At 63.4% G+C, this 14,054-nt stretch carries 12 protein-coding genes and 1 tRNA gene; 7 read left to right on the top strand and 6 right to left on the bottom strand.

The features are described from left to right. Positions 1-1,876 (bottom strand): homocysteine S-methyltransferase family protein (locus EOC06_RS18675; protein WP_164898643.1); only part of this gene is annotated, 1,876 nt, incomplete at its 3' end. Between the two features lie 131 nt (positions 1,877-2,007). Next, positions 2,008-2,826 (bottom strand): alpha/beta fold hydrolase, encoded by an 819-nt coding sequence (locus tag EOC06_RS18680; protein WP_127321150.1) that lies wholly within the window; start codon positions 2,824-2,826, stop codon positions 2,008-2,010. A 191-nt stretch (positions 2,827-3,017) separates the two neighbouring features. Here EOC06_RS18680 and EOC06_RS18685 point away from each other — a divergent pair, with 191 nt between their 5' ends. The 5 genes from EOC06_RS18685 to EOC06_RS18705 are packed head-to-tail and all read left to right on the top strand — an operon-like array spanning position 3,018 to position 7,641. Then, the gene (locus tag EOC06_RS18685; protein ID WP_128308474.1) at positions 3,018-4,271 is read left to right on the top strand and encodes an ABC transporter substrate-binding protein; all 1,254 of its coding nucleotides are present in this window, start codon (positions 3,018-3,020) and stop codon (positions 4,269-4,271) included. Positions 4,272-4,274: 3 nt separating this feature from the next. After that, entirely contained in the window at positions 4,275-5,012 is a 738-nt protein-coding gene (locus tag EOC06_RS18690; RefSeq protein WP_128308475.1) for an ABC transporter ATP-binding protein, read from the top strand. Then, positions 5,009-5,722 carry an ABC transporter ATP-binding protein gene (locus EOC06_RS18695; protein WP_127269236.1) on the top strand — a complete coding sequence of 238 codons (714 nt, stop codon included), beginning with the start codon at positions 5,009-5,011 and terminating at the stop codon, positions 5,720-5,722. Before EOC06_RS18690 ends, EOC06_RS18695 begins: the two co-directional genes overlap by 4 nt. A gap of 12 nt (positions 5,723-5,734) precedes the next feature. After that, entirely contained in the window at positions 5,735-6,610 is an 876-nt protein-coding gene (locus tag EOC06_RS18700; protein ID WP_127296621.1) for a branched-chain amino acid ABC transporter permease, read from the top strand. Further along, positions 6,607-7,641 carry a branched-chain amino acid ABC transporter permease gene (locus tag EOC06_RS18705; protein ID WP_128308476.1) on the top strand — a complete coding sequence of 345 codons (1,035 nt, stop codon included), beginning with the start codon at positions 6,607-6,609 and terminating at the stop codon, positions 7,639-7,641. Before EOC06_RS18700 ends, EOC06_RS18705 begins: the two co-directional genes overlap by 4 nt. Before the next feature lie 24 nt (positions 7,642-7,665). Here the strand turns inward: EOC06_RS18705 and EOC06_RS18710 are convergent, their stop codons facing one another. The 4 genes from EOC06_RS18710 to EOC06_RS18725 all read right to left on the bottom strand — a co-directional run bounded on the left by EOC06_RS18710 (position 7,666) and on the right by EOC06_RS18725 (position 12,142). Continuing rightward, a complete protein-coding gene (locus EOC06_RS18710) occupies positions 7,666-8,982 on the bottom strand; it encodes a M20 family metallopeptidase (RefSeq protein ID WP_127321145.1) in 1,317 nt (438 codons plus the stop codon). Between the two features lie 57 nt (positions 8,983-9,039). After that, on the bottom strand, positions 9,040-9,945 hold the full coding sequence (locus tag EOC06_RS18715) for a MurR/RpiR family transcriptional regulator (protein ID WP_127321151.1): 906 nt from the start codon (positions 9,943-9,945) through the stop codon (positions 9,040-9,042). Between the two features lie 170 nt (positions 9,946-10,115). Beyond that, positions 10,116-11,744, bottom strand: a complete 1,629-nt coding sequence (locus tag EOC06_RS18720; RefSeq protein WP_128308477.1) for a DUF882 domain-containing protein — start codon at positions 11,742-11,744, stop codon at positions 10,116-10,118. Between the two features lie 323 nt (positions 11,745-12,067). After that, a tRNA-Thr gene (locus tag EOC06_RS18725) sits at positions 12,068-12,142 on the bottom strand. A gap of 161 nt (positions 12,143-12,303) precedes the next feature. On the opposite strand from EOC06_RS18725, the gene EOC06_RS18730 reads away from it, so the two are divergent. Together EOC06_RS18730 and murA are read left to right on the top strand one after the other, a co-directional pair. After that, positions 12,304-12,498: a hypothetical protein gene (locus EOC06_RS18730; RefSeq protein WP_127268678.1), complete on the top strand. Its 195-nt coding sequence runs from the start codon at positions 12,304-12,306 to the stop codon at positions 12,496-12,498. A gap of 146 nt (positions 12,499-12,644) precedes the next feature. Further along, on the top strand, positions 12,645-13,937 hold the full coding sequence (gene murA, locus EOC06_RS18735; RefSeq protein WP_128308478.1) for a UDP-N-acetylglucosamine 1-carboxyvinyltransferase: 1,293 nt from the start codon (positions 12,645-12,647) through the stop codon (positions 13,935-13,937). Positions 13,938-14,054 lie beyond the last annotated feature (117 nt).

Genomic DNA, 14,054 nt, shown 5'->3' on the forward strand with positions numbered 1-14,054 from the left:
ATCCGTAGACTGCGAGCTGGCCGGCATTGACGATGCCCATGTCCATGCCGCGCTGGATGGCATGGTAGAGGAACACGGCATGCATGGCCTCGCGCACCGGCTCGTTGCCGCGAAACGAGAAGGACAGGTTCGACACGCCGCCGGAAATGTGGACATGCGGCAGCGTGCCGGTGATCTCGCCCGCGGCTTCGATGAAGTCGACGCCGTAATTATCGTGCTCCTCGATGCCGGTGGCGATGGCGAAGACATTGGGATCGAAGACGATGTCCTCGGGCGGGAAGCCGGCCTGCTCGGTCAGGAGCTTGTAGGCGCGCGTGCAGATCTCGACCTTGCGCGCCTTGGTGTCGGCCTGGCCGTCCTCGTCGAAGGCCATGACGACCACCGCCGCGCCATAGGCGCGGACCAGCCTGGCATGATGCAGGAAGGCCTCTTCGCCCTCCTTCATCGAGATGGAGTTGACCAGCGGCTTGCCTTGCACACATTTCAGCCCGGCCTCGATGATCTCCCATTTCGAACTGTCGACCATGACAGGAACGCGGGCGATGTCCGGCTCGGCGGCGATCAGGTTGAGGTACTCGACCATGGCCTTCTTCGAATCGATCAGGCCCTCGTCCATGTTGATGTCGATGATCTGGGCGCCGTTGGCGACCTGGTCGCGGGCGACGTCGAGTGCGGCGACATAGTCGCCGGCCGTGATCAGTTTTCTGAACTTGGCCGACCCCGTGACATTGGTGCGCTCGCCGACATTGACGAAGGGGATCTCCTCGGTGAGCGTGAACGGCTCCAGCCCGGACAGGCGCATCTTCGGCGTGATGTCAGGAATGGCGCGCGGCGGATACTTCCGCACCGCCTCTGCGATGGCGCGGATGTGCTCCGGCGTCGAACCGCAGCAGCCACCGACAACGTTGACTAGTCCCTCGCGGGCAAAATCCTCGATCTGCGCGGCCATGAATTCCGGGCTCTCGTCATACCTACCGAATTCGTTGGGCAGGCCGGCATTCGGATAGGCGCAGGTGAAGGTGTTGGCGACGCCTGATATTTCGGCCAGATGCGCCCGCATCGCATTGGCGCCGAGCGCGCAATTGAGGCCGATGGTGAAAGGGTTGGCATGGCGCACCGAATGCCAGAAGGCCGTCGGCGTCTGGCCCGACAGCGTGCGGCCGGAGAGGTCCGTGATGGTGCCCGAAATCATCACCGGCAGGCGCACGCCCTTCTCGATGAAGATCTCTTCCGCTGCAAAGATCGCGGCCTTGGCGTTCAGCGTGTCGAAGATCGTCTCGATCAGGATGATGTCGGCGCCGCCGTCGATCAGGCCGCGCAACTGCTCACCATAGGCGAGGCGCAGATCGTCGAAGGTCACGGCGCGGTAGCCGGGATTGTTGACGTCGGGCGACATCGAAGCGGTACGGTTGGTCGGCCCCAGCGCGCCGGCGACGAAACGGCGCTTGCCATCTTCCTGCTCGGCCCTCACCGCCGCGCGCCGCACCAGCCGCGCGCCATCGCGGTTCAGCGCGTAGACGGCATCCTCCATGCCGTAATCGGCCTGGGCGATCGAGGTCGAGGAGAAGGTGTTGGTTTCGAGGATGTCGGCGCCTGCGATGGCGTATTGGTAATGGATCTCCTCGATCGCCTTCGGCTGCGTCAGGATCAGAAGATCGTTGTTGCCTTGCTGGTGGCAGGCGCAGCCGGCGAAGGCCTCGCCGCGAAACTGTTCCTCATCAAAGCCGAGGCCCTGGATCTGTGTGCCCATGGCGCCGTCGAGGATGAGAATGCGCTCGCGTGCCGCCGCTGTCAGCGCGGCAAGCACTTCCGAGCCGTCCGGTTTTGCCGCGACGGGGAAGAACAATGCGTCCAGCGATGCAGAATTCTGCGACATTTTTTATCCCTTTGGCGACAGGCCTTTTCATGTCACATAAGGATATCTTTATGTCAATATACGGTAGATGCGCGCGATTGTCACCCACCTGTCTCGAGGGCGGGGTCTGTGGCGCCGGTTTTCCGACGGACCTACGCTCTGTCGAAGCTTGCCAGGAAGCGGGCGAAGACCGGATTGAAGCGATCCGGCGAATCCCAGAACGGCGCATGGCCGGATTTGTCGAGCAGATGGGCCTTGCCTTCCCATAGATTGGAGAATTTCACAGCGGAGACGAAATCGGTGTTGACGAATGGCTCGTCGATGCCGTTCAGAACGGCGATCGGCGGCGTCTTGCCGGCCACGATCTCGCGCTGGTTCCGCCCGGTGCCGGCCGCGAACTTTTCGAACATCAGGCGCCGCGCCCTTCCATCGGTGCGCGCCACCGTGTCGATGAGAAACGGCTCGAACGGCTCGCCGCAGGTGCTGCGCGCATAGGCCTCGACATCCGCGTCAGTGAAGGTTTCCTGCCCGGCAAGGTGCATATGCGGGCTCGGCTTGAAGCCGTTGCCGACCTGCTCGGGCGAGACGGGCGGCGTGCCGGTGATCATCAGGCCAAGCAGGCCGGGAAAACGGTCGATCATCTCAAGCCCGATATGGCCGCCGAGCGACCAGCCGAAGACGATGGCCTTGTCGATGCCGAGCAGCCCGAGCACTTCGGTCATGGCATCGGCATAGCCTTCCATGCTGTAGGAACGCTCCGGATCGATCGCATCGGCGGACGCTCCATGGCCTGGCAAGTCGGGAGCGATGAGGTGGTAGCGCTCGCCCAACGGGCTGTCCAACTGGTTGCGGAAAACGGCGCTGGAAGATGAATTGCCGTGGATCAGCATGACAGCGGTGCCTTCGCCACTGGTCTGGCGAACCGCGATCTTGCCGTGGCTGGTTTCAAGGGTCTTCTGCGAGATCGCCATTGTCCGCTCCGTCGGGGGAATTGCCCTGTTTAATACAGTTGCGCAGCAAAGCGCCACGGCTTCCATACCTTTGCGGGAACCATCTTCCCGGCCAGGTTGCGTTGAAAAATCCTTTTCAAATAAGAACAATTATGCGTAGATTGTCAATTATCCAACTCCCGATGAACGGGAGGAAAACAGGGAACAGCACGATGAAGCCCAAATCCGCCGCAAGTCGAATCCGCCATATGCTGATGAGCACGACGCTGCTCGGCATGTTTGCCGTATCAGCCGCCCCCGCCTTTGCCGATGTCGTCAAGATCGGCCTGCTTGCGCCGCTGACCGGCCCTGCCGCGGCGGACGGCCAGGAATTCCAGCGCGGCGTGCAGATGGCCATCGACGAGGCGAACGCAGCCGGCGGCGTTGCCGGGGATACGTTCGAACTGGTGGTCGGCGACGTCAAGGATCAGTCCGCCGGCAACGTCACCAGCGCGGTCGAGCGCCTGCTTGGCGATCCGGGCGTGCACTTCATGCTGACCGGCTATGCCAGCCTGACCAATTTCGAGATCGACAACATGGCCGAAGCGGAAATGCCCTACATGCTGGCGGCCACCTCGCAGCAGACCAGGGACATCATCGCGCCGAGCCCCGATAAATACATGTGCTGCTGGTCGCTGACGCCTTCCTTCGACGCCTACAACACCGACGTCACCCTGTTCGTCGAGAAGCTCGCGGCCGACGGCAAGATCACCTTGCCGACCAAGAAGGTCGCCATCATCTCGTCCGACAATGCCTATTCGAAGACCATCTCCGAAGGCATGAAGAAGACCTTCAAGGAGAAGGGCTGGACCATCACCGTCGACGAGATCGTGCCCTTCGGCGAAGTGACCGACTGGCGTTCGATCCTCGCCAAGGTGCGCGAGAACGTTCCCGATGTCGTCATCAACACCGACTATCTGCCGGGCAATTCGGCGTCGTTCCTGAACCAGTTCCTCGAGCAGCCGACCAAGAGCCTCGTCTTCCTGCAATACGCACCGAGCGTTCCGGAATTCGTCGAGCTGACCGGCAAGAAATCGGATGGTGTCATCTACAACCTGCTCGGCGGCGCGCTGACGACGCCGAAGAACCCGCGCGCCGACGAGGTGGCGGCCAAGTTCAAGGCAAAATACGGCGTCGAGAGCGGCACCTACGGCGTCGGCCTCTACGAAATGACCAATGTCTATTTCGATGCGGTCAAGAAGGTCGGCGGCGCATCCGACCATGCGGCGATCATGAAGGCGCTGTCGGAGACCGACAAGCAGGTCGCGGAAGGGCGGCTGAAATTCGATCCCGCCACCCACCTTGCCACGCAGGGCGACGACTATATTCCGATCACCTTCTTCCAGATCTGGGATGGCCAGCGCACGCTGATCTCGCCGGAGAAATACGCCACCGGCGCCTTCAAGCTCCAGCCCTGGATGAAGTAGGGAATGGCCCTGCTTGAACTGGACGACGTGTCGAAGGCCTTCGGTTCGCTGAAGGCCGTCGACGGCGTGTCGTTCAAGGTCGAGGCCGGCGAGATCTTCGGCATCGCCGGCCCGAACGGCAGCGGCAAGAGCACGCTGTTCAACATCATCACCGGCATACCGTTCGGCCCCGACCGGGGCCAGATCCGCTTTGACGGCATTGCCATAAACGGCAAATCGGGACACGCCATCGCGCGCCTCGGCCTCGCCCGCACGTTTCAGCGCGAGACCAGCTTCGACGGGCTGACCGTGTTCGAGAACACGCTGATCGGCGCCAGTTACGGCAAGCAGGAAAAGACAGCGGCCACGGCCCGCAATGCCGCCGCCGAGGCGCTGGAGTTCGTCGGCCTGGGATCTCGGTCGTTCGGCCGGCTTGCCGGCGAATTGTCCGTGTTCGAGCGCAAATGCCTGATGCTTGCCACCGCGATTGCCATGCAGCCGCGCATGCTCTTGCTCGACGAGCCGGCATCGAGCCTGACCAAGCCCGAGATCGAGACATCGATCGGCCTGATCCGCCGCACCGCCGACCGCGGCATCACCATCCTTCTGATCGAGCACGTGCTGACCTTCCTGATGAGCCTTTCGCAACATCTGCTGGTGCTCAACAATGGCCGCGTCCTGGCCGCTGGCGACCCGGCCGGCGTGATCGCGGACCCGCGCGTCATCGAAGCCTATCTCGGCACGAGGAGATCGGCGGCGTGAACCCCATTCTCAGCGTCGAAGGCGTCACCGCCGGCTATGGCCGCGTCACCGTGCTGCACGATATCTCGCTGGAGGCCGGCCGTTTCGGCAATGTCGGCCTGTTCGGCCCCAACGGCCATGGCAAGACGACGCTGCTGCGCGCAGTCTCCGGGCTGCTGCAGCCGAAGAGCGGCCGCATCCTGTTCGACGGGCAAGACATTGCCGGCCGCAGCGCACGCGCCATCGTCGGCGCCGGCCTGATCCATGTGCCGCAAGGCAACCGGCTGTTTCCCGATCTCTCGATCGCCGACTGCATGGCGCTCGGAGCCTATTCGCCGCGGGCCCGGCCGCATGAGGCGGAGAACCGCGAGAAGGTGATCAAGCTGTTTCCGAAACTGGCGGAACGCTGGCGCCAGCGCGTGCGCACATTGTCGGGCGGCGAGCGCCAGATGGTGTCGATCGGCACGGCGCTGATGAGCCATCCGCGCCTGCTGATCCTGGACGAGCCGACCCTTGGGCTGGCGCCCAAGATCAAGGACGAACTCTGCGCCTCCGTCATGGACATTTCGCGCGGCGGCGTGCCGCTGATCGTCGTCGAGCAGGATATCGAATTCCTGCTGGAGCTGACGCAGCAACTCTACCTCGTCAACCATGGCGCCGTTGCGACCGAGATCAAGCCGGGCGAAAGCCTCGACCACGGCGAGATCATGTCGATGTATTTTGGCCATTAGGAAAATCCGAAGATGAGCGCATTGGCGGAAATCCTGTTCGGCGGCCTGTTCCAGGGCTCGCTCTACGCCATGATGGCGGTCGGGCTAGCGCTCGTCTGGACGACGATCGGCGTGTTCAATTTCAGCCATGGCGTGTTCATGATGCTGGGCGCCTACATCGCCTGGCAGCTGGTCGAACTCGGCCTGCCGGCGGCGGTCGCCTTTCCGATCGCCGTCGTCGTCATGGCCGGCGTCGGCTGGATCCTGCAGGCGAGCGTCGTGCGGCCGCTGATCGGCCGACCCAACATCGTGCTGGTCGTCGTCATCACCACGCTGGCGGCCGGGTCGCTGATCGAGAACGGCGCGCTGACCATCTGGGGACCGCGCTCGAAACAGATCCCGGCGCTGATCGCCGGCAACGCCACCATCGGGGGCGTCGGCGTCTCCCTGCACCAGATCGCTATCATCGTCATCACGCCGCTGATCCTGGCCGCACTTTGGGTGTTCCTCAACCGCACGCGGCTGGGACTGGCGCTGCGCGCCGTGGCGCAGAACGAAGATGCCAGCCATCTTGTCGGGCTGAACGTCACCGCGCTCTATGGGCTGGCCTTCGCCATCGCCGCTTCGCTGGCCGGGCTCGCCGGCATCTTCATGGGCGGCTACCGTTTCATGTCGCCGGTGATGGGCAGCGACCCGCTGCTCAAGGCGCTGATCGTCGTCGTTTTCGGCGGCATATCGAGCATATCGGGTCCGATCTTCGCCGCCTATCTGATCGGCTTCTTCGAGGCCGCCTGCAGCTATTATTTCGGCTTGTACTGGACGCCGGCACTGCTGTTCGGCGTGCTCATCCTGACCCTGATGGTGCGCCCCGAGGGCATCTTTGCCAGCCGCTCCCGAGGCCTAGCATGACCGACACGACATCGCTGATCGCGCCTGGCCACGCCGAGGCGGCAACCCCGATCGCTCCAGGCCGCACGCCGTGGAAGCAGGAGGCCATCGGCTTCGTGCTCGGCTTCGCCCTGCTGGCGCTGCTGCCGCTGATCTTCGGTGACACCTATGCCCGCCACATCCTGATCATGGCCTTCATCTATGCGATCGTCGCCTCGAACTGGGACCTCAGCCTCGGTTATGGCGGCGTCTTCAATTTCGGCCATCTGGCGCTGTTCGGCATCGGCGTCTATGCCTACAGCCTGCTGACCAAGCTGGCCGAATTCGACCCGTGGATCGCGCTGTTTGCCAGCGGTGTCATCGCAACCCTGGCGGCGATCCTGGTGACCATCCCGATCCTGCGGCTGAAGGGCATCTACATCATCCTGGTCACTTTCGGCTTCGCGCAGCTGGTGATGCAGGTGATCATCAGCCAGTCCGCCATCACCGGCGGCACGCAAGGGCTGGTGCGCATTCCCGGACTCTATATCTTCGACCACAACATGGTCCGCGACGGCAAATCAGCCTATTTCTACATCGCGCTGGCACTGCTGCTGGCAAGTACGCTGTTCCTGCGCGTGTTTGTGCGCTCACGCGCCGGGGCCAGTATCGTCGCCTTGCGCGACAATGAGGAATACGCCGTCAGCCGCGGCGTCTCGATCGTGCGCCAGCGCATGCTGACGCTTGCCGCGAGCGCCTTCTTCACCGGCATCGCCGGCGCCTTTTACGCCGCCTACCAGCGCAATGCCTCGATCGATGTCTTCGGCATGAGTCTCGCGACCATCATCCTGTCGATGGTGCTGCTTGGCGGCACCAGCACCATCTACGGCGCCATCATCGCCTCCTTCGTGCTGACGATCTTCGCCGAATGGATGGCCGATTTCGGCGCGTGGCGGCCGATGATCACGGCGGTGCTGATCATCGGCGTGATGCTGGCCTACCCGAGCGGCCTGGTCGGCATGATCAAGGCTTCATGGGGCGCCGTCGCCGGACGCCTGAAACGCCCGGCCTGACCGTTTCGGAATAGCGGCTCCGCCTCAGCGGATGCCGCACCAGTCGATGACCGAAGCGGCGATCACCTTGGCGGTCTCGACCACCGATTCGACCTCGACATATTCGTCGGAACCGTGAAACCCGTCGCCTGAGGGGCCGAAGATGACACCGTCGACGCCCGCGCCGGCATAGTGCGCGGCATCGCACACGGCGACGAAGCCGCGCGCCTGCGGCGCCTTGCCGACCATGGCCTTGCGCTTCATCAGCGATGTCACCAGCGGATGATCGACCGGCGTGTTCATCGGCGGGAAATACAGCCCGCCGAGCTCCCATTGGATCGCAGGCGGGTTGTCGCGCAGCCACGCATCGGTCTGGGCGAAATGGTGGACGAACGTCTCGAAATCGCGGCGGTAGTCGGCCGAGTTCTCATCGGGCAGGAATTTCATGTCGAGATCGAGCACCGCGACGTCGGGAATGATGGCCGGGTTGGTCATGACGGTCGGCAGGCCGTGCTGGCCAAGGCCGGTTCCGCCATGCATGACGCCGATGTTGATCGTGTTCATGCCGAGCGGCAGCAGCGGATGCGATTTCGCCCGCGTCCGATCCAGCTCATACTGGCGCACGGCGGCGATGAAGCGGGCGGCGATCTCAATGGCGTTGACGCCCGGCTCAAGCCGCTCCTTGTCGTGGCGCTGCGGATAGATCTCGTTGTAGCGCAGCGCCGAATGGGCGTTGCGCCCGCGGATCGTCACCCGCGCCCATTCAAGCCCGCCTTCGACCGGCAGGACATCGCCCCAGGTCGGTTCGGCGACCAGCACCGCCTTGGCGAGCTTGCCCTTCTTCACCGCGTCCATGGCGCCGAAGCCGCCGGCTTCCTCGTCGACGACCGAGTGGATGGCGAGCCGGCCCTGCAGCGTGATGCCCGCCTTGCGGATCGCGCGCGCGGCGGCGATGCAAGCGGCGACGCCGCCCTTCATGTCGACGGCGCCGCGGCCATAGAGGCGGCCATTGGTGATCTCGCCGCCGAACGGATCGACCGACCAGTCCTTCATCGCGCCGACCGGCACGACGTCGATATGGCCGCACAGGATCAGGCTGCGGTCCTCGTCTCCCGCCCATTCGCCGACCAGATTGGGCCGCCCGGGCAACGCATCCCATTGCTCGGTCCTGAACCCGTCCTGCTTGAGGATCGGTTCGAGCAGCGCCTGGACATCCGCCTCGCGGTTGATCGCCGGGTTGGGCTCGAATTTGGGATTGACCGAAGGGATGCGAACCATGTCGCGGGTCAGCCCGATCAACCAGTCGCGATCGGTCTCGATCTCAGCCTGCACGGCATCGATGATGGTCTGGTTGTCGGGCATTGTCGCTTCCTTCTCTGCGTCGCGGCGCTTTGCATCGCTGCACCGGGCGCAACGACACTATTTCCTTGTGGTTTTGGATTTGGCGGCGTCGTCGGCCGATGACGACAGGGCGGTATCGAGCGTGACCGCATTGGCGCTGCGGATCTTTTCGATGTCCTCGATGCGCTTGCGCACCCCGGCGCCATGGCCTTCCAGCGCGTGGGCAAACACGGTTTCCATCTGGGCAACGGCCGTCGCCAGCGTGTCGAACGGCGAGTTGGCGTCGATCGCCGCGACCATGGTCAGGTCCGCTATGTCAGATATCGGCGACAGCCAGACATCGGTGAACAGCAGGATGGAGACGCCGCGCTCCTTGGCCTGCTGGGCAAAGCTCACCACGTCCGACTGATAGCGCCGGTAGTCGAACACGACGAGGAGGTCGCGCTTGCCAAGGTCGATCAACAGGTCGAAATCGGCGGGGCTCAACGAACCGATGTCGCGCACGCCGGAGCGGAACTGCAGGAGGTAGCCGGCCAGCATGGAGGCGATATGCCGGCTGAACCGGCCGCCCAGCAGCACGACCTGGCCCTTGCTCTCGAGCAGCATGTTGACGGCGCGCGTGTAGGCCTGCACCGGCACTGCCGTGCGCGTGCGCTCCAGGCTGTCGGAAACCGAATGGAAATAGGCGAGTGCGGTGCCTTCGCTGGAGCCGCCCGGACGCTTGGCCTCCATCATCAAAAGCGGCGAATGCAGCCTGGATTCAACTTCGGTGAGCAGGCGTGCCTGGAAATCGGCAAAGCCGACATAGCCAAGCTTGCTCATCAGCCGCGTCACGCTCGGGTCGCTGACGCCGGCGCGCCGTGCCAGCCGGGTCGCGGTGCCCAGCCCCGACATCGGATAATCAGCGAGCAGGACCTGGACGATCTTCTCTTCCGCGGAGGTGAACGCCACGGTCGTATTGGCCAGTTCTTCGCGGATCGACATTGTCATCGCCCATCGCCGACGGAAAGACGATTATCTTACAATTTCACACATGTTTGTCAAATTTGGAACTTCTCTTACAGAGCCATCGAGAGTTCGGCATGACTTGCTATCCCATGGCAGCCAAGCCAGTCGTGCAACACATCCACGTCGGCTCGAACGAGGGCTGGCGTCTATTTGAAGCTGGCGATGGGCAGGAACTTGACCGCGGAACCGGTGAAGCGCCGGTGATCGGAGGTCTGTCCTCGCGGCTGGAATCCATCGAGATAGATGTGCTCCGGCGCTGTGCGGATGAGATTGGCGGCAATGACGGGCGCCGCCGCAGTGCTAGCTCCGCCGGCGATGCCACGACCTGTCTCAATCGGCCGGGACAACGCTGCCGGCACGATGACCGCGGTGGCTTCGGGATCGAGATTTGGCTGGACACGGTCGGCCTTCGGGCTGGTCCTGACGCGATCTTCGGGCTTCGATTGGGCAACCGAGACCCGCTGGCCGGCCAACCCATTGTGGCCGTCATCGGCGTGGTTCAAGGCCAGCAAGGCAGCGACCGCATCGCCGGATTTGTCTGCTTCAAGCTGGCGCGTCGGGCTTTCCGGTCGCCATGTCGGCAACGGGATGTTGAACGCCACCATGTCCGGCGCGCCGCCCGCGGGACCGGCCGACTTGCCCGAGGGAATTTCAGCATCGGTTGCTGTTGGATTGGCCAGTTCGGCCCGCGCGGGGGAAGCGTCGGCTGCTGCAAGCGGCGCGAGTTGCGGGGTCGGAATGCTGGTCGTGGACCCGCTGCGCGGGGCGAAGGCTGGCAGCGGCACCGAGCCCGGCGCCATGGCCATGACGATCGCTTCAGGCGTCTTCCCTTCCGGTCCAATCGGCGATTCTTCGGCCCTATCGACGGAAGCCATCTGGATGTCGGCGCGCTGGGCATCCTGCGGCGGCACGATTGCGATGCCGGCGGGCCTGGGTTCAACGGACTTGGCCGGCTTGCGTGGCGCCGGCACCGCTTCGGCGACATCATCGGTCTCGTCCGCGCCGCGCCCACCCAGAAGCGTCGCCAGCAGGCCGCGCGCCGGCCTGCGTTGGCCGCCGTCGGCACTTGCCAGGTCGATGTTGGGCGTGCCGGCGCCCTTGCGCGATTTGTAGGCGGCAAACGCCTGCCCATAACCGGGCAGCGGTTTGCCGTCGCTCGGCACATGCAGCGTATTGCCGTTCGGGAATACCCTTGCGAGTTCCTGGCGGCTGATGCCCGGCCAATGCCGCACATTGCCGACATCCATATGTATGAAAGGCGAGCCCGAGGTCGGGTAATAGCCTACGCCGCCGCCCTGCATCTTGAGGCCGATGTCGCGCAGCTTCTTCAGCGGCACATCCGGCAGGAAGAAGTCCATCGCGCGGCCAACCATGTGTTGGCTTTCCCGAGCCACGCCCTTCGAGCGGCTGCGCAGCATGGCGTTCGTCGCTGGCGACCGATAGGCGCTGACCACGTGGATATAGGCTCTCGAGCCGCTGGCGCGATAGGCCTGCCAGACAAGATCGAGCAGGCGCGGATCCATCTTCGTCGGTTCGTTGCGACGCCAGTCGCGCAGCATGAGATTGATCTTCTTCAATCCCGCCGGATCATAGCGCCCATTGCGCTTGAAGACGATTTCAGCCTTCTCGCCCGTATGGAGATGTTGAATCTTCAAAGCACGCGTCTCCGCGAACGCGCCGGTAACGCACAGACATAAGAACGCTGCCATGATGGCTGGCAGTGTCCAAAGACGGGAAGCACCGGGGGCGTTTTGCACGTTTTCGCTCACGTTCATGCCTTGCACGCTCTTTTGTTTCGGGCGATTTCAGGTTCCCGCCCAGATGAAGAGCCTTTCAGCCCTCTTCCTGACAAGCATGGACTTGACCGACGCAGACAGGCGTCCATGCCACAATACGTCATGTCGATGAACAGCATCTTGGTTGATGAATCGTGTCTTGCCGGGAATGCGTTTCGGCTGGAGTTGCCTGTGGCAGCCATTTTCTGGAGCAATGCACCGCTGATGAGGTCCGCCAGCACGATGGCCGCGCCGTTCCCATGTAGCCGCCTCGCCCTTGCAAATGCAGAGGACGAATGTGCGGCAACAAGGATGTTGGAAACTGGTGCTGCGAGAGAGGATTGAACTCTCGACCTCTCCCTTACCAAGGGAGTGCTCTACCACTGAGCTACCGCAGCCGCTGATGGCGGGGCTTCTGCCATATCGAACCGGCAAGCGCAAGGCCAAGCGCAACGCTTCTGTGAAAGCCTTTGCCGGATAGCTTTTAATGACATGGCAGTGCCACAATGTTGGCTATCCCTGAACAGCAAGCTGGTGGGTCGCCGGCGGCGACGGGGCGATGGACGACAAGGCAATTCCAGTGAAAAAGGATGGTCCACCGAAAAACAGCGCAACAATCCGCAAGGATCGGCTTGCCGAGCAATTGCGCGCCAATCTGCAGAAGCGCAAGGCGCAGTCACGCTCGCGGCGGACCGGCGATGCCGACGAGCGGCCGGACGGGCTCGCTGCATCGAAGGAAATACAAAAAGATTAACTCAAATCGGCCACTCTTGGCCCGGGGTGGGCGAAATCCCATTTCTTGAACCAGCGTAATTCTTGAACCAGATTGGCCAATGGTCTAGACGGGCCGCTACTCAAACGATTGAACCGGCCCTTTTTGGCCGAGAGGGACGTTCTTCCATGGATCGCATCAGAATTGTCGGGGGCAACAAGCTCTCCGGAAGCATTCCGATCTCGGGCGCGAAAAACGCGGCGCTGCCTTTGATGATCGCCTCGCTTTTGACCGACGACACGCTGACGCTGGAAAACGTGCCGCATCTGGCCGATGTCGAGCAACTGATCCGCATCCTGGGCAACCACGGCGTCGATTATTCGGTCAATGGCCGCCGCGAGAAGCAGAATGAGGGCTATTCGCGCACCATCAATTTCTCCGCCCGCAACATCGTCGACACTACGGCGCCTTACGAGCTGGTGTCGAAGATGCGCGCCTCGTTCTGGGTGATCGGCCCGCTTCTGGCCCGCATGGGCGAGGCCAAAGTGTCGCTGCCGGGCGGTTGCGCCATCGGCACGCGGCCGGTCGATCTGTTCCTAGAGGGCCTGCAGGCGCTGGGTGCCGATATCGACGTCGATACCGGCTATGTCATCGCCAAGACAAGGAATGGCCGGCTAGTCGGCAACCGCTATACCTTCCCGAAGGTCTCGGTCGGCGCCACCCATGTGCTGATGATGGCCGCGGCGCTCGCCAAGGGCGAGACGGTGCTGGATAATGCCGCCTGCGAGCCAGAGATCGTCAACCTCGCCGAGTGCCTCAATGCCATGGGCGCGAAGATTTCCGGCGCCGGCACGCCGACAATCACCATCGACGGCGTCGAATCATTGTCGGGCGCGCGCGTGCGCGTCATCCCCGACCGCATCGAGACCGGCACCTATGCCATGGCCGTCGCCATGACCGGCGGCGACGTCGTGCTCGAAGGTGCGCGTGCGGATCTGCTGCAGACGGCACTGGACGTGATCGCGCAGACGGGTGCGGAGATCACGCCGACCAATTCCGGCATTCGTGTGAGGCGCAACGGCGCCGGCATTGCGCCGGTCGACGTGACGACGGCGCCGTTCCCGGCCTTCCCGACCGATTTGCAGGCGCAGTTCATGGGCCTGATGACGATGGCCAAGGGCAAGTCGCGCATCACCGAGACGATCTTCGAGAACCGCTTCATGCATGTGCAGGAACTGGCGCGGCTCGGCGCTCATATCACGCTTTCGGGCCAGACGGCGATCGTCGACGGCGTGCCGAAGCTGAAGGGCGCGCCGGTCATGGCGACCGATCTTCGCGCCTCGGTGTCGCTGGTCATCGCCGGCCTGGCGGCGGAAGGCGAGACCACGGTCAACCGCGTCTACCATCTCGACCGCGGCTTCGAGCGGCTGGAAGAAAAGCTGTCTAACTGCGGCGCGGTGATCGAACGGATTTCGGCGTAGCCCGCGACCTCGGCTCCTCTCCAGCAACGCAGGAGATTGGCGAGATCCTTCGCGGCAGCGTCCTTCTCCCCGTCACTATACGGGGAGAAGTGCCCGGCAGGGCGATGAGGGGCAGCG

It is taken from the genome of Mesorhizobium sp. M7A.F.Ca.MR.362.00.0.0, assembly GCF_004023175.1.
Classification (GTDB): Bacteria; Pseudomonadota; Alphaproteobacteria; order Rhizobiales; family Rhizobiaceae; genus Mesorhizobium.